The sequence below is a fragment of the Pseudomonas beijingensis genome (assembly GCF_030687295.1).
GTDB classification, from domain to species: Bacteria; Pseudomonadota; Gammaproteobacteria; order Pseudomonadales; family Pseudomonadaceae; genus Aquipseudomonas; species Aquipseudomonas beijingensis.
Genome location: NZ_CP117425.1, coordinates 2,924,458 through 2,944,731, shown reverse-complemented (window position 1 = coordinate 2,944,731; position 20,274 = coordinate 2,924,458). Strand labels below are relative to the sequence as shown.

Annotated in this window: 16 protein-coding genes; 10 read left to right on the top strand and 6 right to left on the bottom strand. The window is 60.7% G+C overall.

Annotated features, from left to right (window positions below; translation table 11 throughout):
- Position 1: 1 nt before the first annotated feature.
- Entirely contained in the window at positions 2-1,210 is a 1,209-nt protein-coding gene (locus PSH84_RS13380; protein WP_122567851.1) for an ammonium transporter, read from the bottom strand.
- A 338-nt stretch (positions 1,211-1,548) separates the two neighbouring features.
- On the opposite strand from PSH84_RS13380, the gene PSH84_RS13375 reads away from it, so the two are divergent.
- The 7 genes from PSH84_RS13375 to PSH84_RS13345 all read left to right on the top strand — a co-directional run bounded on the left by PSH84_RS13375 (position 1,549) and on the right by PSH84_RS13345 (position 11,826).
- On the top strand, positions 1,549-1,863 hold the full coding sequence (locus PSH84_RS13375) for an ElaB/YgaM/YqjD family protein (RefSeq protein ID WP_122567850.1): 315 nt from the start codon (positions 1,549-1,551) through the stop codon (positions 1,861-1,863).
- 2 nt (positions 1,864-1,865) lie between these two features.
- On the top strand, positions 1,866-2,255 hold the full coding sequence (locus tag PSH84_RS13370) for a phage holin family protein (RefSeq protein WP_060738527.1): 390 nt from the start codon (positions 1,866-1,868) through the stop codon (positions 2,253-2,255).
- Complete coding sequence (locus PSH84_RS13365; RefSeq protein WP_122567849.1) at positions 2,252-2,587, top strand: hypothetical protein; 336 nt, start codon at positions 2,252-2,254, stop codon at positions 2,585-2,587. Before PSH84_RS13370 ends, PSH84_RS13365 begins: the two co-directional genes overlap by 4 nt.
- A 190-nt stretch (positions 2,588-2,777) precedes the next feature.
- Complete coding sequence (locus tag PSH84_RS13360; RefSeq protein WP_305483046.1) at positions 2,778-4,106, top strand: deoxyguanosinetriphosphate triphosphohydrolase; 1,329 nt, start codon at positions 2,778-2,780, stop codon at positions 4,104-4,106.
- A gap of 399 nt (positions 4,107-4,505) precedes the next feature.
- Entirely contained in the window at positions 4,506-5,132 is a 627-nt protein-coding gene (locus PSH84_RS13355) for a response regulator transcription factor (RefSeq protein ID WP_014337291.1), read from the top strand.
- Positions 5,133-5,141: 9 nt separating this feature from the next.
- Positions 5,142-8,762: a transporter substrate-binding domain-containing protein gene (locus tag PSH84_RS13350; protein ID WP_305483044.1), complete on the top strand. Its 3,621-nt coding sequence runs from the start codon at positions 5,142-5,144 to the stop codon at positions 8,760-8,762.
- Between the two features lie 115 nt (positions 8,763-8,877).
- Positions 8,878-11,826, top strand: coding sequence for an HD domain-containing phosphohydrolase (locus tag PSH84_RS13345; protein ID WP_305483043.1), 2,949 nt, complete (start codon positions 8,878-8,880; stop codon positions 11,824-11,826).
- Here the strand turns inward: PSH84_RS13345 and PSH84_RS13340 are convergent, their stop codons facing one another.
- The gene (locus PSH84_RS13340) at positions 11,827-12,309 is read right to left on the bottom strand and encodes a free L-methionine (R)-S-oxide reductase MsrC (RefSeq protein WP_305470322.1); all 483 of its coding nucleotides are present in this window, start codon (positions 12,307-12,309) and stop codon (positions 11,827-11,829) included.
- The gene (locus PSH84_RS13335) at positions 12,306-13,196 is read right to left on the bottom strand and encodes an ATP-binding protein (RefSeq protein WP_122567845.1); all 891 of its coding nucleotides are present in this window, start codon (positions 13,194-13,196) and stop codon (positions 12,306-12,308) included. The genes PSH84_RS13340 and PSH84_RS13335 overlap by 4 nt, the downstream gene beginning before the upstream one ends.
- Positions 13,197-13,359: 163 nt before the next feature.
- Here PSH84_RS13335 and PSH84_RS13330 point away from each other — a divergent pair, with 163 nt between their 5' ends.
- Positions 13,360-15,681, top strand: a complete 2,322-nt coding sequence (locus PSH84_RS13330; protein WP_305483042.1) for a hybrid sensor histidine kinase/response regulator — start codon at positions 13,360-13,362, stop codon at positions 15,679-15,681.
- On the opposite strand, the gene PSH84_RS13325 is transcribed toward PSH84_RS13330, so the two are convergent.
- The 3 genes from PSH84_RS13325 to msrB form a co-directional block, all read right to left on the bottom strand.
- The gene (locus PSH84_RS13325) at positions 15,665-16,126 is read right to left on the bottom strand and encodes a MarR family winged helix-turn-helix transcriptional regulator (RefSeq protein WP_122567843.1); all 462 of its coding nucleotides are present in this window, start codon (positions 16,124-16,126) and stop codon (positions 15,665-15,667) included. The two genes, PSH84_RS13330 and PSH84_RS13325, sit on opposite strands and share 17 nt — an antisense overlap.
- On the bottom strand, positions 16,123-16,608 hold the full coding sequence (locus PSH84_RS13320) for a glutathione peroxidase (RefSeq protein WP_003199416.1): 486 nt from the start codon (positions 16,606-16,608) through the stop codon (positions 16,123-16,125). Before PSH84_RS13320 ends, PSH84_RS13325 begins: the two co-directional genes overlap by 4 nt.
- A 184-nt stretch (positions 16,609-16,792) precedes the next feature.
- Complete coding sequence (gene msrB, locus PSH84_RS13315) at positions 16,793-17,188, bottom strand: peptide-methionine (R)-S-oxide reductase MsrB (RefSeq protein ID WP_122567842.1); 396 nt, start codon at positions 17,186-17,188, stop codon at positions 16,793-16,795.
- 220 nt (positions 17,189-17,408) lie between these two features.
- On the opposite strand from msrB, the gene PSH84_RS13310 reads away from it, so the two are divergent.
- A complete protein-coding gene (locus tag PSH84_RS13310) occupies positions 17,409-18,620 on the top strand; it encodes a pyridoxal phosphate-dependent aminotransferase (protein WP_305483041.1) in 1,212 nt (403 codons plus the stop codon).
- A gap of 302 nt (positions 18,621-18,922) precedes the next feature.
- The gene (htpX, locus tag PSH84_RS13305) at positions 18,923-19,810 is read left to right on the top strand and encodes a protease HtpX (protein WP_003183732.1); all 888 of its coding nucleotides are present in this window, start codon (positions 18,923-18,925) and stop codon (positions 19,808-19,810) included.
- Positions 19,811-20,274 lie beyond the last annotated feature (464 nt).

Here is a 20,274-nt window from a genome sequence, read left to right as displayed (position 1 = left end):
ATCAGTCCTGGCTGACTGCGCCGATCTTGTGAATCGACAGGTCGGCACCGTAATACTCTTCTTCCTGGCTCAAGCGCAGTCCCAGCACGGCCTTGATCGCGCCATAGACCGCAAACCCGCCAGCCAGGGCGACGACAACACCCAGTGCAGTGCCAATCAACTGGCTGATCAGGCTAACCCCACCCAGGCCGCCGAGGGCACCCTGGCCAAAGATGCCACAGGCAATGCCACCCCAGACGCCGCACAGCCCGTGCAGCGGCCAGACGCCGAGCACATCGTCGATCTTCCACTTGCCCTGAGCCGCCGTGAAGCACCAGACAAACAAAGCACCGGCAATGGCACCCGTGGCCAGCGCACCCACCGGGTGCATCAGGTCGGAACCGGCACAGACCGCCACCAGCCCGGCCAGCGGGCCGTTGTGCAGGAAGCCTGGGTCATTGCGCCCGACAATCAAGGCCGCCACGGTACCGCCTACCATGGCCATCAACGAATTGACCGCCACCAGCCCGCTCACCCCAGGCAGGGTCTGGGCACTCATCACGTTGAACCCGAACCAGCCGACAATCAGGATCCACGAGCCCAAGGCCAGGAATGGAATGCTCGAAGGCGCGAACGCCACCAGGCGACCGTCCCGGTAGCGGCCATTGCGGGGGCCGAGCAAAAGCACCGCGGCCAACGCCAGCCAACCGCCCATGGCATGCACCACCACAGAGCCGGCGAAGTCATGGAAACTGGCGCCGAACCGGGCTTGCAGCCAGGCCTGCAGGCCGAAATTGCCGTTCCAGACCAAGCCTTCGAAGAACGGATAGACAAACGCCACGATCAGCACTGTGGCGCACAACTGCGGGGCGAACCGCGCACGCTCGGCAATACCGCCGGAAATGATGGCCGGGATCGCGGCGGCAAAGGTCAACAAGAAGAAGAACTTCACCAGGCTGTAGCCATGATCGGTGCTGAGCACCGCCGCTGGCTGCAGGAAGGTCACACCGTAGGAAATCCAGTAGCCTACAAAGAAATAGGCCAGGGTCGAGACCGCGAAATCGCTGAGGATCTTCGACAGCGCATTGACCTGGTTTTTTTGCCGGACCGTTCCCACCTCAAGAAAGGCGAAGCCGGCATGCATGGCCAGGACCATGACGGCGCCGAGCAGGATGAACAGCGTGTTGGAGCTGTGGACCAGACTGTCCACGGCACTTTGCATATTTTCCATGGGTTGGCAGACCTGAAAAAGTTGAAAAAAGCACCAAACCGGCTCATCCACCCCACAAGCGCACCAAGTTGAAACGATTCGTCGGCCGAACGCAGGCCAACGAACCGCTTTGGTGCGCCACAACGGGCAAAACGAAGCCCCGCTTGGAGCTGCTTCGCGGGTTTTGATTATTTGGGTTAAGGTTTTGCGGGCTTGCGCCCAGCTTCAGCGCACTGGCGCAGGCTGACGCACCAGTACATGGCAGATGCCTGAGCAAAAGTTGTACCAGTCACTTTCACTGAACCTTCCAGCAAGGCTCATACTCGAACGCTTCAGACGTCACTTACGGAGATTCACCCATGGCCAGAACCCAGGCAAAGACTGCTCAAGACATCCTGATGGAAGATTTCCAGACGCTGGTCAGCGACACGGAGCGCTTGCTCGATCACACCGCGACGCTGGCAGGCGATCAAGCCGATGCGCTGCGCAGCCAGATCCACGAAACCCTCCTGCGCGCCCGCGAGACGCTCAAGCTGACTGAAGACTCCATGCGCGAACGTGGCCAGGCTGCGGTAGTCGCCACTGAGGAATATGTACAGGCCAACCCTTGGCAATCGGTAGGCATTGCCGCGGGCGTTGGTTTTCTGATCGGTCTGCTGGCGACACGGCGCTGATCATGGGTATCGACGAATCCGGCTCGTCCGAAGCGGGCACACAACCTACAGCACGCCGCCTGGGCGCGGCGTTTCTTGGCTTGCTACACAGCCACGTCGAATTGTTCGGCATGGAGTTGCAGGAACAGAAGGCCCGCACCGTCAGCCTCCTGCTGTTCGCCGGTCTTGCACTGGTGTTCGGCTTGCTGCTGCTGGTCGGGCTTTCGGCGCTGGTGCTGATCCTGGTCTGGGACACCTATCGTCTGTCGGGCATTATCGGCCTGTGCTTGTTTTATCTGCTGGCGGCGCTGTTCTGCGGTCTGCGGCTCAAGGCAGCGATCTACGACGAGTCCTCCCCTTTCAACGCCACCCTCGAAGAACTGGCCAATGACCGGGAGCGCCTGCTGCCATGAGCCTGCCTGATATCCCTCAAGCCCGGACACGACAGGAAATGCGCAAGGCACTGGTGCGCCTGCGCATGGAAATGCACCGCCAGGAAATCCGCCAGGAGACGCGCCAATTGCTGCAGCCCTTGCAACGGGTGCGCGGCTTGACGCAAAGCTGGCACGAAGGTTTCGGCATCAAGCATGCGCCACTGTGGGGCGTAGCGGCGGTGTCCCTGCTCGGTTTCCTAACCGGAAAACGGACCCGCCATGGCGGTGGCGGTGGTTTAACTGGCCTGATCCGCCTGGCAACGACATTGCTGCCGCTGGTCAAGCTGGCCAAGGACCTGCGCAAACCCTGAAGGGATCGTGGAGCAAGCGCTGTGTAGGAGCTGTCGAGTGCAACGGGGCTGCGATCTTGTCCCAGCCAATTGAATCCTGAGTGAACGAAAAGATCGCAGCCTTCGGCAGCTCCTACCCGCATAAGCCTTGCAGGGCGACCCACGAACCGGGAAGCTAGGGCATCGACATCATCGAACGGAGCAACCGGCCTTGGATTGGCATACCCTGCTGACTCGCGAACGTCTCGGAAAACCGCTGCATAGCCCGCAAGAACTGGGCCGTAGTCCCTTCCACAAAGACCACGACCGCATCATCTTTTCCGGTGCCTTCCGCCGCCTCGGGCGCAAGACGCAAGTGCATCCGGTTTCCAGCAACGACCACATCCACACGCGCCTGACCCATTCCCTGGAAGTCAGTTGCGTCGGGCGCTCCCTGGGCATGCGCGTGGGAGAAACCATCCGCAATGCCCTGCCCGACTGGTGCGAGCCAAGCGACCTGGGCATGGTGGTGCAATCGGCTTGCCTGGCACACGACATTGGCAACCCGCCGTTCGGTCATTCCGGCGAGGACGCCATTCGTTATTGGTTCCAGCAGGCCGCCGGGCGTGGTTGGCTTGATGCTATGAGCGAAGCCGAGCGCAACGACTTCCTCAATTTCGAAGGCAACGCCCAAGGCTTCCGCGTCCTCACCCAACTTGAATACCACCAGTTCGACGGCGGAACCCGGCTGACCTATGCCACCCTCGGCACGTACCTGAAATACCCCTGGACTGCCCGCCACGCCGATTCCCTGGGCTACAAGAAGCATAAGTTCGGTTGCTACCAGAGCGAACTGCCACTGTTGGAACAGATCGCCCATAAACTGGGTTTGCCACAGATCGAGGATCAACGCTGGGCACGGCATCCGCTGGTTTACCTGATGGAGGCCGCCGATGACATCTGCTATGCGCTGATCGACCTGGAAGACGGCGTGGAGATGGATCTGCTGGAATACCCACAGGTGGAATCGCTGCTCCTGGACCTGGTGGGCGACGATCTTCCGGACACCTACCGGCAACTGGGGCCACTGGACTCGCGACGGCGCAAACTGGCGATCCTGCGGGGCAAGGCCATCGAACACCTGACCAACGCCGCCGCCCGGGCGTTTGTCGAGCAGCAGGAAGCGTTGCTTGCCGGCACGCTGCCAGGGGACCTGGTGGAGCATATGCACGGCCCGGCAAAACGCTGCGTGTTGAATGCCAAGGACATGGCGCGCCGGAAAATCTTCCAGGACAAGCGCAAGACCCTGCATGAGATCGGCGCCTACACCACGTTGGAAATCCTGCTCAACGGCTTTTGCGGCGCCGCCCTCGAACAGCACGGTGGCCGCACGCCTTCGTTCAAGAATCGGCGCATCCTCGACCTGCTGGGGAACAATGCGCCAGATCCCAACGGCCCTTTGCATGGCGCATTCCTGCGAATGATCGACTTCATCGCCGGCGTGACTGACAGCTATGCCAGCGAAATGGCCCAGGAGATGACCGGCCGCACGCGCCAATAAAATATACCCTGGCACATCCTACATCGATGCACACAGATCCACCGCCATCGCGAGCAAGCTCGCTCCCGCAGGGGATTGGCGGTGCATGTGGATTTTGTAGCACCACCCCACAAGGAGTTTGAAGTAGATAAATAAATGTATGGCTTACACAAATCTTGGTTAAAGCGCGTCCTTTGTTTGCACAAACAACACAATCAAAGAAATATCCTTCCACACACCGCCAACATCTCCCCTCTTATTGTCATCCACCTACTAAAAAACCGATTACACCGTAATATCTTGCCTCTTTTTTTGTAGGAAACTTCTGAAATTGAAGTTGCATACCCGTCTCTTCGTACGGCCCCGGCTGTAAGTGGGCTAAGGTGCGCGCTTTATTCAAGTTCGCAGGGTAATTTATTCATGAACTCCGTTTTCATTGTCGACGATCATCCGGTCATCCGCCTCGCCGTTCGAATGCTCCTGGAACATGAGGGCTATAAGGTCGTAGGAGAAACTGACAACGGCGTCGACGCGATGCAAATGGTGCGCGAATGCATGCCAGACCTGGTTATCCTGGACATCAGCATCCCCAAACTTGACGGGCTGGAAATTCTGTCGCGCTTCAACGCCATGACCACGCCGCTCAAGACACTGGTGCTCACGGCACAATCGCCGACGCTCTTTGGTATCCGATGCATGCAATCCGGCGCCTCTGGTTACGTGTGCAAACAGGAAGACCTCAGCGAACTTGTCAGCGCGATCAAAGCGGTATTGTCCGGCTATAACTACTTTCCCAGCCAGGCGCTGAACCCGGTACGCCCGGATGACCCGCGCAGCATAGAGCTGGACCTGTTCAAAAGCGTCAATGATCGGGAACTGATGGTACTGCAACTTTTTGCCCAAGGCCGGACCAACAAGGAAATAGCCAAGGGGATGTTTCTCAGCAATAAAACCGTCAGCACTTATAAAAAGCGCCTGATGCAGAAACTCAAGGTCAAGTCCCTGGTCGAGCTGATTGAAATGGCGAAGCGCAACGCGCTGGTGTGAGAAAACAGGATGCTCAGACGCATAACCGAATGCCTCCTGCTGATCAGCGCAGCGTTATATACAGGAGTGCTCGCGGCGACACCGGATGCGCCCGGGCAGTACACGCTGCTAGGGCGTTCGTCCATGGCTCAGGCCGAGATCAAGCTCGATGATGTCCACCGCGCCTGGCTAAAAAGCCGGCAGGAACTGGTCCTGGGAACTTCCGCACCGGATTACCCGCCCTTCGATCTCTCCGCCAGCGGACGCGACTACGAGGGCCTGACCGCCGACTATGCCAACATCCTCGCCAAGGCCACCGGCCTGCCCATGAGTGTCCTGCGTTTCGCTTCCCGTGAGGCAGCCATGGCGGCGCTCAAGGATGGGAAAATCGATATGCTGGGCACCGCCAACGGTTTCGAGGCCCGCGACCCCGACATTGCGCTCTCGACGCCATACGCAGTGGACCAACCCGTGCTCGTCACCCGAACGAATGAAAGCCGATCCCTGAATGAAGACCTCAAGGGGTTGCGGCTGAGTATGGTCTATCACTACCTGCCATTGCGGGAAATCGAAAAACTCTACCCCAAGGCAATCATCACCACCTATCCGTCCTACCAGAACGCCATCAACGCTGTCGCCTTTGGCCAGGCCGATGTATTTCTCGGCGATACCCTGTCCACCCACTACATGATCAGCAAGGGTTACTTGAGCAATATCCGTATGGCCAGCTTCGGCAAACATGAATCCTATGGATTCGGTTTCGCCGTACGCCGTGGCGATACCCGTCTGCTGGACATCATCAACGCTACGCTGAACCAGGTTCCCATCGCCGAACAGGCGGCCATTTCCAAGCGCTGGAGCGCAGGCAGCGACCTGTACCTCACAGACCACCGGGTACAACTGACCGACCGCGAGCAACGCTGGCTGGCCCGGCATCCGGTAGTCCGGGTGGCGGTAAACGAAACCTCCGCCCCCTTCACCTTCTTCGATTCGGACGGTGATTTTCGCGGCATCAGCGCCGACCTGCTGGAACTGATCCGGTTGCGCACCGGCCTGCGCCTGGACATCCAGCGCCATCAGCACGACAGTGAAATGATTGCCGCAGTCCTGAACGATCAAGCCGACATGATCGCCGCACTGTTGCCCAGCAGTGAACGGCAACGCCAGTTGAAATTCAGCCGTCCCTACGTCGACAGCTCGTTCGTTCTATTGACCCGCAAGCCGTCCGACACGCCCACCACACTGGATCAATTCGGCCACGCCAGCGTGGCGATCGCCAAGGGTAATCCGGTCATTGAATGGCTGCGCAGCCAGTACCCGAGCATCCAGATCATCGAAACGGACGGCCCCTTACGCGCCGTAGACATGCTCGCCCATGGCCAGGTCGACGGCAGCGTGCACTCGCAGGTGATGGCCAACTACTTCATTTCCTCCCATGCGTGGCGGGACAGGTTGCAGATCAGCAGCACGGTGGGCACCCAACAGGCGCTGTTCGCGCTGGCCACGGCCAAAAACGCCAGCGAGTTGAACGCCATCCTCGACAAGGCCCTGACCAGCATCGACCCCGACGAGCTGGGCGTCATCAACAACCGCTGGCGCGGTTACGTCTCTCCCTCGGAACACACCTGGCGCACCTATAACCGCCTGTTCTTCCAGGTCGTCGCGGGCGTCGGCCTATTGCTGCTGCTTTCCCTGGCGTGGAACGCCTACATGCAGCGCCAGATCAGGCAGCGTCAACGGGCAGAACTGGCCCTCAACGATCAACTCGAATTCATGCATTCGCTGCTTAATGGCACCCCCCACCCTATTTACGTGAGGGATCGCAACGGCATCCTGCAAAGCTGCAACGACAGTTACCTGGAAGCGTTCAACGCCAGGCGCGAAGACATCATCGGCAAGGACTCGATGCCAGGCTCCATGAGCAACGCCTTCGAAGCGCAGGAATACCAGGCGGACTACCAGCGCGTCATGGCCGAAGGCACTGCCCTGATCGTCGACCGTCCCCTGCACATCGGCGACCGTAAACTGACGATCTATCACTGGATCCTTCCCTACCGAAACTCAGCCGCGCAAGTGCAAGGCATCATCGGCGGCTGGATCGACATCAGTGAACGCCGGCAGCTGTTCGAGGAACTGCGCGCATCCAAGCAACGGGCCGATGACGCGAACCGCGCCAAAAGCACGTTCCTGGCCACCATGAGCCATGAAATCCGCACCCCGATGAACGCGGTGATCGGCATGCTCGAGCTGGCCCTGAAACACGCCGACAAAGGCCACGTGGACCGTTCGACCATTGCAGTCGCGTACGAGTCGGCTTCCGGCATGCTCGAACTGATAGGCGACATCCTGGACATCGCCCGTATCGAATCCGGCCATTTGAGCCTGGCCCCCGAACGCGTCAACCTCAGGGCCCTGCTGCAATCGGTCATACGGGTCTTCGAGGGAGTGGCCCGGCAGAAAAACCTGGCGTTGTCGCTACAGTTCGACACCGCCGAGGGCAATCCTGACGTGTTGATAGACCCCTTGCGATTCAAGCAGGTGCTGTCGAACCTGATCAGCAATGCCCTCAAATTCACCGAGCAGGGCCAGGTCGTGGTCAAGGTAAGGCTGTCGCCAACCGAGCGGAACGATGTGCTGCACATGCATCTGGAGGTCAACGACAGCGGCATTGGCATCGGTCCGGCCGACCTGCAACGCTTGTTCGAACCTTTTGCCCAGGTCGATAACACCAGTCGGATGGCCCGCAAAGGCGCGGGACTGGGGCTGGTGATCAGTCGTAACCTATGCCGGATGATGGGCGGTAGCCTGCACATGAGCAGCCAACCTGGCTTCGGTACCCAAGTCCTGGTCCGCCTGCAACTCACCGTCCTGTCAACGGCGCCGCTTAGCGTTCCACTTGAACCGGTCATCGAAACGGCCCAGGCCGCCTTGAACGTCCTGATCGTGGACGATCACCCCGCCAATCGCCTGCTGATGTCCCAGCAATTGGAATACCTCGGCCATCACTACCAGGTCGCCCATGATGGTGCCCACGGGCTCGAGGTCTGGCAGAAAGGCCATTTCGATCTTGTCATCGCCGATTGCAACATGCCCATCATGAGCGGTTACGAACTGGCCCGGTCGATTCGTCGCGAGGAGTCCGAACAGCGGCGGCCGCCCTGCACCCTCCTGGGGTTCACCGCCAATGCCCAGCCGGAGGAAAAACAACGCTGCCAGGACGCCGGAATGGATGACTGCCTGTTCAAACCGATCAGCCTGAGTGCCCTGAGCCAATGGATCAAGACGGTCAAACCCAGCGGTCGCCCGGCGGCTTTCAGCGTGCACAGCCTCCAGGCGTTGACCGGCGGCGACCCTACGTCCAACCGGCGCCTGCTGGCGGAACTACTCAGCAGCAGTCGCTCGGACCGCCAGGAGTTGCTCGACGTCGCCCAGGACGCAAACCGGCAAGCGCTGACCGAAACGGCGCACAAGATAAAAGGCGTAGCCCGCATCGTCCAGGCGACCACGCTGATCCAGCGGTGCGAGGCATTGGAGCAGGCGTGTCATCAGGCACAGGCACCTGAACGAATCAGCGACTGCATCGACGCCCTCGACCGCGCCATGAGCGACCTGGAGTGGGCTCTGGAAACGGAGATCGCCAAGGCAAAATAACCCAGCATTTACTATGCTATTCGCTCAGCAGTGCGTACCTGGGGGGTTCTCGATCGGTTTCCCTTGCACGCGGGAACACCCATCGAGAACGCCCCTGACACTTGGAGTGACTGCAATGCCCAGCGCACCGCGTCCGGACAAACGCCGGTTCCCCCTGCACGTCCATATCAGCGTGATGTTTACCCTGCTTCTGCTGTTGACCGGCGTGGTGCTGGGTATTTTCAATTACCGGCAAACCACGCAAATCATCCTGTCCAGCAGTGAAAAACTGTTCAACCGCATTGAACAGGATGTGCGCCTGGATTTGTATGACACCTACGAACCCATCCGCCACCTGTTGAGCCTGCTAGCCGACTACCCGGCGACACGCACACCGCAGATGGCGCAACGCCTGGCCCTGCTCGTGCCTTTCAGTCAGGCATTGCGGGACAACCCGAACCTGGCTTCGTTGTACCTGGGCGATCAGCGCGGCAATTTCCTGATGGTCCGGCCACTGCGCACCCCCGCCCTGAAAACCGCCCTGCTGGCACCCACCGGGGCGGCCTATCAGGTCTGGACCGTGGAGCGAGACACCGAGCAAGGCCCGGTTCATTCCGAGTCGCTGTTCTACGACGAGACCCTGACGCTCATCGAGCGCCGGGACATGGCCGACGAAACCTACGATCCGCGCAGCCGCGACTGGTTTCGCAGCGCCGCCGGCAGCACCGAGCAGATCACTACCGAGCCCTACGTTTTTTTCTCGACCCATAACGTCGGCACCACCCTGGCCCGCCGTAGCGGCGAGCAGGCAGTCATCGGCGCCGACCTGACCCTGGCGGCCCTGTCCCAGACCCTGGCCAAGCACAAGGTGACCACTGGCACCGAGATCGTATTGCTCGATCCCAAGGGCAATGCCGTGGGTTATCCCGACAGCGACCGGCTGCTCACCGACGCCCGGTCAGCGCGACTGATCAAGGCCCGCGACCTCAGCCCGGCCGTCGCCGCCGTCCTCGACGACAACGCTGACACGACCCGCTTGGAAGCGGCCGGACGCCAGTGGATCGTCTCGCGCAGCCACATGCAGGAAGGCGGCCCCCAAGGCCTGGAACTGGCGTTACTGGTGCCTGAAGACGAGCTGCTGGACAACGCTTATCGCATGCGTTGGCAAGGCGCACTCATCACCCTCGCCACCCTGCTGCTGTGCCTGCCCCTGGGCTGGCTGACATCCAGGATCCTGGTTAAGCCCTTGCGCGAGCTGGTGCAGGAAGCTGACGCCATTCGCAGCTTTGACTTCAACTATCCGGTGTCCCGCCGCTCCCCGGTGCTGGAAGTCGATCAGTTGAGCGTCTCGATGGGGCGCATGAAAGAGACCCTGGCAAGTTTCTTTGAAATCACCGCCAGCCTGCGCGCCGAAACCCGCTTCGCCCCGTTGCTGGAGCGGGTGTTGTTCGAAACCGTGAAAATCGGCCAGGCCCAAGCCGGCCTGATCTACCTGCGTGAGAACGACGAAAATCGGCTCAAGCCCTATGGGCTGGTGATCGATGGCACCCCCAGGGACCTCGACGCCTTCAAGCTGCGCAGTCATGAGCTACAGGCTAGCGACAGCCCGCAATGGCTCCAGCAACTGGCCGTCTCGGACAATCTTGTGACCTCCCTGGGCTTCGAGCAGGCGGCCGACCTGCAAGGCATCCTGCGGGCACTGGACTCGCCTCGGGTCCACCTGATCGGCATCCGCCTGCGCAATCGCCACCAGGAAACCGTCGGCGTCTTGGTGTTGCTGATCACCGACAGCGGCACCGAAGCCGACCTGGAAAAACTCCAGCCCGATCGCATCGCCTTCCTGCAAGCCGTGTCCGGCGCCGCCACCGTGAGCATCGAGGGCCAGCGCCTGCAGGCCAAGCAAAAGCAACTGCTGGACGCCTTCATCCAACTGCTGGCCGGCGCGATCGATGCCAAGAGTCCTTACACCGGCGGCCATTGCCAGCGGGTGCCGGTCCTGACCCTGACGCTCGCCCAGGCCGCCGCCGCCAGCCAGGCACCGGCGTTCAGCGCCTATCAACCCACGGAGGATGAATGGGAAGCCCTGCACATCGCCGCCTGGCTGCACGATTGCGGCAAGGTCACCACCCCCGAATACGTCGTCGACAAAGCCACCAAACTGGAAACCCTGAACGACCGGATCCACGAGATACGCACCCGCTTCGAAGTGCTCAAGCGCGACGCCTGGGTCGAGTACTGGCAGGCTGTGGCAAGCGGCGGCGAGTCGTCCTCCCTGGCACAACAGCGGGACGCGACATTGACCGCACTGGATGACGACTTCGCTTTCGTCGCTCGCTGCAACCTGGGCTCCGAAGCCATGGCCGAGGTCGATCTGCAACGCCTGCAACATATCGCTCAACGCCCGTGGATGCGGACCCTCGATGATCGCCTGGGGGTTTCCTGGGAAGAGAACCAGCGCCAGGCCCGCACGTCCAAACCGACACTGCCGGTCACCGAGCCGCTGTTGGCGGACAAGCCCGAGCACCTGATCGAGCGCAACGCGGCCGAACTGATCCCGGCGAACAATCCGTGGGGCTTCCAGCTCGATGTGCCGGTCTGGAAATACAACCGCGGCGAGCTCTACAACCTGAGCATCACGCGAGGCACGCTGACCCGCGAAGAGCGCTACGTCATCAATCACCACATGGTGCAGACGATCCTGATGCTCAGCCAGCTGCCCTTCCCCAGCCACCTGAACAACGTGGCGGAGATCGCCGGCGGGCATCACGAGAAGATGGACGGCAGCGGTTATCCCAAGCGCCTCAAGCGCGAAGAGATGAGCCTGCCGGCACGCATGATGGCCATCGCCGACATTTTCGAAGCACTGACGGCGGCCGACCGACCCTACAAGAAAGCGAAGAAGCTGAGTGAGGCATTGGGCATCATGGCCACCATGTGCCGTGACGCCCATATCGATCCCGAGCTGTTCGGGCTGTTCATCGAAGAAAAGATCTACCTGAGCTACGCCGAGCAGTTCCTCGACCCGCACCAGATCGATGAGGTCGACGCCGACAACCTGCTGCTCAAGGCAGGGCTGAAGGCATGATCAGCAATCCGTCAGGCGCAGGAATATTGCAGCCAACGCTTCAATGCCGGCCTGATCATGCTCGCTGAAACGCGCCAGTTTCGGACTGTCCAGGTCAAGCACTCCGATCAGGCGCCCGTCCTTGACCAGCGGCACCACCAGTTCGCTGTTCGACGCGCTGTCGCAGGCGATGTGCCCGGCGAAGGCATGGACATCTTCAACGCGCTGGGTCTGCCGGGTCGCTGCCGCCGTGCCGCACACACCACGGCCAAAGGGAATCCGCACACAGGCGATCTGACCTTGGAACGGTCCCAGGACCAGCTCTTCGTTGCGATTGAGGTAGAAACCGGCCCAATTCAGATCGTCCAACTGACTGGACAGGAAAGCCGAGAACTGCGCGGCGTTGGCGATGAAGTCACGCTCATCGGCCAGCAAGGATTCCAACTGTGCCGATAACAACGCGTAGCCATCGAGGCCAGCACCGGTGCTCTTCAAATCGATCATGCCTTGTGCTCCAACAATTTCAGGCCTACCCAATAACGGGCAAATTGATAAGCGCAACGTCCGTTGCGGTTGCCGCGACCGGTTGCCCAGCGTACCGCCAGCACATCCAACGCTTCGTCGCGCTGCCAGGCCAGCCCGGCCTTGGCCGCCAGTTCGCCGATCCAGTGCTCCACGACGTTGAGGAAATGCTCCTGGGTAAACGGATAAAACGACAGCCACAAGCCAAAGCGATCAGACAAGGCGATCTTGTCCTCAACCGCTTCGCTGGGGTGAAGTTCGCCGTCGACCCGTTTCCAATTCTCGTTGTCGCTCTCTTTTTCCGGCACCAGGTGACGACGGTTGGAGGTGGCATACAGCAGCACGTTATCCGGCGCCTGCTCCAGGGAGCCATCCAACACACTCTTGAGCACGCGGTAATCGCCTTCGCCGGACTCGAACGACAAGTCATCGCAGAACAACACGAAGCGCTGTGGCAGTTTCGCTACCTGCTCGACCACCCGGGGCAGATCAGCCAAGTGATCGCGTTCGATCTCGATCAACCGCAGGCCATGCTGGGCATGTTCGGCCAACAGGGCGCGCACCAGGGACGACTTGCCGGTGCCACGCGAGCCCCAGAGCAAGGCATGGTTGGCCGGCATGCCATCGATGAACTGGCGGGTGTTGCGGCCCAGTTGTTCGACCTGGCGGTCCACGCCGATCAGGTCCGACAGGCGCATGTCGAGGCTGACCTGCAGCGGCAGCAGGTAGCCGCTGCGCCCGTCACGCTGCCAGCGGGCGGCCAGGGTCTGGGTCCAATCGATGGAGGGCCGGGGCGCCGGCAGCAAAGGCTCGATCCGGGCCAGCACGGCATCGGCGCGCTCAAGAAAAGCATTCAATCGCGAGTCCACGTCTTTTCCTCGGACAGGTTCACAGTAATGATGGCGCTCCAGCAACGAAACGCCGTATCCAATGGCGGGTCTACTTCACACAAAACCAACCGGTTGCGCCGGTATTCAGAGATGATCAGCTATGCTTGACCGGCGAAGGGAAACGTAAGTGGTTCATCACTCAATGGACATCAGATTCACCCAACGGCTTTCCTATAAGCAGGCCCGCCTGACCGTCCTGGTGGGCTTCGTGTTGGGCACCTTGCTCAGCCTGATGCAGATCGGCATCGATTATGCCAGCGAAGACGCGTCGATCAACCGTGAAATCCTGTCGCTGCTGGAAATCAGCCACAACCCGGCCTCGCGCATCGCCTACAACATCGACGCCGAACTCGCCCAAGAACTGTCCATGGGTCTGTTGCGCTCACCGGCCATCATCGGCGCCGAGCTGATCGATAACAACAATACCGTGCTGGCCAGCGTCAAGCGGCCCGAGCTGCAAAGCAGCTACCGATTCATCAGCGACTTCCTGTTCGGTGCCCAGCGCCAGTTCGAGGACCGGCTCTACCTGGACCACTTGCCCGCCGAATCCCTGGGCATACTGCGACTGGACGTCGACACCTATGCATTCGGCAGTCGTTTCCTGCGCCGTGCCGAGGTCACCTTACTCAACGGCTTCGCCCGCAGCCTGATCCTGACCGGCCTGCTGCTGGCGCTGTTCTACGTGATGCTGACCAAGCCTCTGGTGCGGGTCATCCGCGAACTGAGCAGCCGCGACCCGAGCAGCAGTGAACAGAACCGTCTGGAATGCCCGGCCGGCCACCAGTCCGATGAAATCGGCGTGCTGGTGTCCGTCGCCAACCAGCAGTTCGAAAATATCTCCACGGAAATCCAACAGCGACGCACGGCCGAAAATCGCCTCACCGAATACCTTGCGCAACTGGAAAACATCGTCTCGGCACGCACCGCCGAACTCAAGGCCATCAACACCCGCCTCAGCCAGTCCAACGAAGAGCTGGAGGTGGCCCGACGCACGGCCCTGGACATGGCCGAAGCCCGCTCCGTGTTCCTCGCCAACATGAGTCACGAGATCCGCACGCCGCTCAATGGCCTGCTGGGCATGATCGCCCTGTCCCTGGACGGTCCCCTGACGGCCGAGCAACAGCAGCAGCTCTCGATTGCCCATGACTCGGGCAAGGTATTGGTCGAACTGCTCAACGACATCCTCGACCTGTCGAAATTCGACGCTGGTCAACTGGAGCTCGAACGCATCCCGTTCGACCTCGGCGCCCTGGTGGAGGATACCGCCAACCTGCTTTCCCAGAACGCGGCTCCCAGTGTCGAGCTGGCCTGCCTGATCGATCCCCGGTTCCCGGCGCAGGTGCTCGGCGACCCGACCCGGGTGCGCCAGATCGTCAGCAACCTGCTGTCCAACGCCTTGAAGTTCACACGCTTCGGGCGGGTCGACGTGAAGGTGAGCCATTACGAAGGCGGCGTGCGAATCGAAGTCTGCGACACCGGTATCGGCATTCCTCAGGAAGCCCAGGCGAGAATCCTGCAACCGTTCACTCAGGCCGGCGCCGGGATTACCCGTCAGTTTGGTGGCACCGGGCTGGGCCTGGCATTGACCTACAACCTCTGCGAAGCCATGCAGGGCCGGTTGACGATCAGTTCCGAAGCCGGCTTCGGCAGTCAGTTCTGCGCTGACCTGCCCCTGCCTTGTCACCTCCCGGCAACGCCGCTCGAACCGTTGCGCGGCAACGTCGTCGCCATCACCGCCAGCAGCAGCGGCCTGGCCGAGTTGCTGAGCATGCTGTTGCCGGGATGGGGTTTGGATTATGTGCAACGCTCCATCGATGACGGACTGCTGGGGCTCAAACCTGACGTGCTGATTACCGATTGCCCGGAATGCCTGTTCAACCTGCGGCCGACCTTTGATGCGCCGATCCTGCTGGTGACCGCCTATGGCAGCTTCATGCCCGGCGAGGAAGCCGCCGCCCTCGCCCCGCTGATACAACAGGCTCGACCGCTGGCACGCCATGCGCTGTACCAGATCCTGCGGCGCGCCATGCAAAGCGAGGCAACCACCATCAACGATGCACAGATCGAAACCCTGGCGCCGTCCAGGCGCGGACGAGTGCTGCTGGTGGAGGACAATCCGGTCAACCAACTGGTGGCCAAGGGCATGCTGGTGAAACTGGGCTGCGAAGTCACCGTCGCGGCCCACGGCGTCGAAGCCCTGGATCAACTGGAACAGCAGGTGTTCGACCTGGTGTTGATGGACTGCAACATGCCGGTGATGGACGGCTACGAAGCCAGCCGGCAGATTCGCCGCAGCGGGCGCTGGTCGGATCTGCCGATCGTTGCGCTGACGGCCAACGCGATGCCCGAGGAACGTGAGCGCTGCCGGGCCTCTGGCATGAACGATTACCTGTCCAAACCGTTCCGCCGGGAAGAGTTGGCGGCCGTGCTGGACCAGTGGATACCCACTACGTCAGCGCTTTGATCTGGCCCAGCAGATGATCGAGACCGTCCCGCAATGCGCCCAGGCGGTCCAGATCGACGCCGCTGTCGCATAACAGGCGGGCCTTGAGCGGGCCAACCTGTTCGCGCAAAGCCCGTCCCGCAGCCGACAGGCTCAAATGTACCTCTCGCTCGTCCCGGGCCGAACGCTGGCGCTGGACCAGGTCCAACTGCTCCAGGCGCTTGAGCAGCGGCGTCAGCGTGCCGGAATCCAGCAGCAAACGCTCGCCCAGGGCCTTGACCGTCGGCTGCGGCGGAGCCGTGTCTTGCCATTCCCACAACACCAGCATCGCCAGGTATTGCGGATACGTCAGGCCGAGCTGATCGAGCATCGGCTTGTAGCCACGGATCACCGCACGGGAAGCGGCGTACAGCTTGAAGCACAACTGGCTGTCGAGCTTCAGCGAATCGACGGACAGGTCATTCATTTGAGCAGCGCTTCGATCTCACCGGTCAGGTCCTGGGGTTTGGTGGTCGGGGCAAAACGCTTGACCACCTGACCGTCCTTGCCGATCAGGAACTTGGTGAAATTCCACTTGATGCCTTTGGACCCCAGCACGCCGGGGGCTCGCTGTTTAAGCTGGACGAACAGCGGATGGGCGTTGGCGCCGTTGACTTCGATTTTCTTGAACAGCGGAAAACTCACACCGAAGTTCAGTTCGCAGAACTCGGTGATCGCCCCTTCATTTCCCGGCTCCTGCTTGCCGAACTGATTGCAGGGAAAGCCCAGCACCACCAGGCCTTGGTCCTTGTAGGTCTGCCACAACGCCTCAAGCCCTTTGTATTGCGGAGTGAACCCGCACTGGCTGGCGGTGTTGACCACCAGCACAGCCTTGCCGGCGAAATCGGCGAGGGTCTTTTGCTCACCCTTGATGGTGGTGCACGGGATGCTCAGCAGGTTGTCGCTCATGGCAAGGCTCCAGATGGGAAGAAGAGGAAGCCGAAGATAGCGAGCAATTAAATTGCATGCAATTTAATTATCAGAAATTCCCACGTCACAAGCTGTGGGAGCAAGGCTTGCCCGCGATGAAGGCAATGCGATCTTTCAGGGATCGAGGTGCCCTGTTTCGCGAGCAAGCTTTGCTCCCACCGTATTACTCGCGGGGGACCAGATCCAGGCACACCGAGTTGATGCAGTACCGCAAATCCGTGGGCGGCGGGCCGTCGGGGAAGACGTGGCCCAGGTGGGCGTCGCATTTGGCGCAAACCACTTCGGTGCGAATCATGCCGTGGCTGACGTCCCGCACCTCCACCACCGCACTGCCCTCGATCGGCGCGTAGAAACTCGGCCAGCCACAGCCCGAATCGAATTTGGTCTGCGAATCGAACAGCGGCTCGTTGCAGCAGACGCAGTGGTACACACCGTCGGTCTTGGTGGCGTTGTATTTGCCGGAGAATGGCCGCTCGGTGCCCTTCAACCGACAGACGTTGTACTGCTCCGGGTCGAGCATGGCGCGCCATTCTTCAAGGGTTTTCTGCAACTTTTCCATCGTCCTACCTCGGCAATTGAAAAAGCCCGATCCGACGCTTTTCCGCAGATCGGGCGGCACGTATGATTGCGCCTCGTCAGACGCCAGTCTGGCAGTCACGCCATGCGCATTCAAACGGATTGTGGCGCCTACACCGCGTCAGGCCTGGGCACAGACGCAGGATTCCCAGTACGGTAGCTCATACGCCGCCTGGATCGTTCATTTTCGGGAACACATCGCCATGCAGGTCAGCAAATCGAACAAGCTCGCCAACGTCTGCTACGACATTCGCGGCCCGGTGCTCAAGCACGCCAAACGCCTGGAAGAGGAAGGCCATCGCATCCTCAAGCTGAACATCGGCAACCCGGCACCCTTTGGTTTCGAAGCGCCCGATGAAATCCTCCAGGACGTCATTCGCAACCTGCCGACCGCCCAGGGCTACAGCGACTCCAAGGGCCTGTTCAGTGCGCGCAAGGCCGTGATGCAGTATTACCAGCAGAAGCAGGTCGAAGGAATCGGCATCGAGGACATCTACCTGGGCAACGGCGTGTCCGAGTTGATCGTGATGTCCATGCAGGCCCTGCTCAACAACGGCGACGAAGTCCTGGTGCCAGCACCGGACTATCCGCTGTGGACCGCTGCCGTGAGCCTGTCCGGTGGCAACCCGGTGCATTACCTGTGCGACGAACAGGCCAACTGGTTTCCCGACCTGGCGGACATCAAGGCCAAGATCACGCCCAACACCAAGGCATTGGTGATCATCAACCCGAACAACCCGACCGGCGCCGTGTACTCCCGGGAAGTGCTGCTGGGCATGCTGGAACTGGCCCGCCAGCACAACCTGGTGGTGTTCTCCGACGAGATCTACGACAAGATCCTCTACGACGACGCCGTGCACGTGTGCACCGCCTCCCTGGCACCGGACCTGCTGTGCCTGACCTTCAACGGCCTGTCCAAGTCCTATCGGGTCGCCGGTTTCCGCTCCGGCTGGATCGCCATCTCCGGGCCCAAGCACCATGCCCAGAGTTACATCGAAGGCATCGACATGCTGGCCAACATGCGCCTGTGCGCCAACGTGCCGAGCCAGCATGCGATCCAGACGGCGCTGGGCGGCTACCAGAGCATCAACGACCTGGTCCTGCCCCAGGGCCGGCTGCTGGAACAGCGCAATCGTACCTGGGAACTGCTCAACGACATTCCCAGCGTCAGTTGTGTCAAGCCGATGGGCGCCCTGTATGCCTTCCCACGGATCGACCCGAAGGTCTGCCCGATCCACAACGATGAAAAGTTCGTCCTTGACCTGCTGCTGTCCGAGAAGCTGCTGGTGGTCCAGGGTACGGCGTTCAACTGGCCATGGCCGGACCACTTCCGCGTCGTGACCCTGCCGCGGGTCGATGACCTCGACCAGGCCATTGGCCGGATCGGCAACTTCCTCAAGTCCTACCGTCAATAAGCCAGGCAGCGTGCGAGGCGTCCTCACCTCGCACGCTGTTTGATTCAGCAACATATCCGTTCTGCCGAGTCCGTCGGGCCTTCTACACTGGGGATTGGACGGTTAACGTGCATCTGGGCTCAACGTTCACGGGGGGCAGGCAGCGCATTTCTTTTCCCTGGTCACTTTCAGAAATGTCTTTCAAACATTTAGGACGCCTGTAGGACACAGTTTGAAATAGTCGGCGAGTTGAATAGCCTGCAGCAGCACCTTATATACCCCGCATAACGCTACATCTTTAGCATGAGGAGATTTTCACAACCATGATGCGCATCCTGCTGTTCTTGGCCACTAACCTGGCGGTCGTGCTGATTGCCAGCATCACCCTGAGCCTCTTTGGCTTCAACGGGTTCATGGCGGCCAATGGGGTTGACCTCAACCTCAATCAGCTGCTGATCTTCTGTGCGGTGTTCGGTTTCGCCGGTTCCCTGTTCTCGCTGTTCATCTCCAAGTGGATGGCGAAGATGAGCACCGGCACCCAGATCATCAGCCAGCCGCGCACGCGTCACGAACAATGGCTGCTGCAGACCGTCGAGCAGTTGTCCCGCGAAGCCGGTATCAAGATGCCGGAAGTGGGTATCTTCCCGGCCTACGAGGCCAACGCCTTCGCCACGGGCTGGAACAAGAACGACGCCCTGGTCGCCGTCAGCCAGGGTTTGCTCGAGCGGTTCTCGCCCGATGAAGTCAAGGCCGTGCTGGCCCACGAGATCGGCCACGTTGCCAACGGCGACATGGTGACCCTGGCGCTGATCCAAGGCGTGGTGAACACCTTCGTGATGTTCTTCGCCCGGATCATCGGTAATTTCGTCGACAAGGTGATTTTCAAGAACGAAGAAGGCCAGGGCATTGCCTACTACGTGGCGACGATCTTCGCCGAGCTGGTACTGGGCATCCTCGCCAGCGCCATCGTCATGTGGTTCTCGCGCAAACGCGAGTTCCGCGCCGACGACGCCGGTGCACGCCTGGCCGGCACCAGCGCCATGATCGGTGCCCTGCAACGTCTGCGCGCAGAGCAAGGCTTGCCAGTGCACATGCCCGATACTCTGAACGCCTTTGGTATCAACGGTGGCATCAAGCAGGGCCTGGCACGCATGTTCATGAGCCACCCGCCGCTGGAGGAGCGTATTGACGCACTGCGTCGTCGGGGCTGACAGGTTCGAGCGTCAAGCGTAATGCTGTTCACTTAGAAAAAACGGCGCTTCTTCAGAAATGAGAAGCGCCGTTTTTTTGTTCTCTGTTTTTTAGAGTGGTGTGTATATCCGTTGCTGCGGTAACGGCCACTTAGGGTTCCGCTTTTACAGCGGGTCACTTTTGAAGAGCGCAAAAGTAACCAAAACGCTTCTGCCCCACCACTCGGTGCCTCGCCTAGGCTCGGCATGCCTGAACGAAGGCATTGCTCCGTGGGCCCGCCGCGAAGGGCCATCCATGGCCCAGCGCGGCTACCTCGGCATCCATGCCGAGGTGCCCACTACGCAACACCTTCGTTCAGCCAGCGTGGTTAACGGGGCGTCCGAGATCAACGTCCACCACGAGGCGGCCTGATAGCCGACCTGGTTCTGGGTGAGACCGCGTTTCTCCTGTGGGATGAGTGTGGGAGCGAGCCTGCTCGCGATGG

Bases quoted from the DNA above. Each gene is read 5' to 3' on its own strand.
- msrB (WP_122567842.1), bottom strand. From the start codon at position 17,188: ATGGAAAAGTTGCAGAAAACCCTTGAAGAATGGCGCGCCATGCTCGAC.
- PSH84_RS13370 (WP_060738527.1), top strand. From the start codon at position 1,866: ATGGGTATCGACGAATCCGGCTCGTCCGAAGCGGGCACACAACCTACA.
- PSH84_RS13375 (WP_122567850.1), top strand. From the start codon at position 1,549: ATGGCCAGAACCCAGGCAAAGACTGCTCAAGACATCCTGATGGAAGAT.
- PSH84_RS13380 (WP_122567851.1), bottom strand. From the start codon at position 1,210: ATGGAAAATATGCAAAGTGCCGTGGACAGTCTGGTCCACAGCTCCAAC.
- PSH84_RS13345 (WP_305483043.1), top strand. From the start codon at position 8,878: ATGCCCAGCGCACCGCGTCCGGACAAACGCCGGTTCCCCCTGCACGTC.
- PSH84_RS13350 (WP_305483044.1), top strand. From the start codon at position 5,142: ATGCTCAGACGCATAACCGAATGCCTCCTGCTGATCAGCGCAGCGTTA.
- PSH84_RS13340 (WP_305470322.1), bottom strand. From the start codon at position 12,309: ATGATCGATTTGAAGAGCACCGGTGCTGGCCTCGATGGCTACGCGTTG.
- htpX (WP_003183732.1), top strand. From the start codon at position 18,923: ATGATGCGCATCCTGCTGTTCTTGGCCACTAACCTGGCGGTCGTGCTG.
- PSH84_RS13355 (WP_014337291.1), top strand. From the start codon at position 4,506: ATGAACTCCGTTTTCATTGTCGACGATCATCCGGTCATCCGCCTCGCC.
- PSH84_RS13365 (WP_122567849.1), top strand. From the start codon at position 2,252: ATGAGCCTGCCTGATATCCCTCAAGCCCGGACACGACAGGAAATGCGC.
- PSH84_RS13320 (WP_003199416.1), bottom strand. From the start codon at position 16,608: ATGAGCGACAACCTGCTGAGCATCCCGTGCACCACCATCAAGGGTGAG.
- PSH84_RS13310 (WP_305483041.1), top strand. From the start codon at position 17,409: ATGCAGGTCAGCAAATCGAACAAGCTCGCCAACGTCTGCTACGACATT.
- PSH84_RS13330 (WP_305483042.1), top strand. From the start codon at position 13,360: ATGGACATCAGATTCACCCAACGGCTTTCCTATAAGCAGGCCCGCCTG.
- PSH84_RS13325 (WP_122567843.1), bottom strand. From the start codon at position 16,126: ATGAATGACCTGTCCGTCGATTCGCTGAAGCTCGACAGCCAGTTGTGC.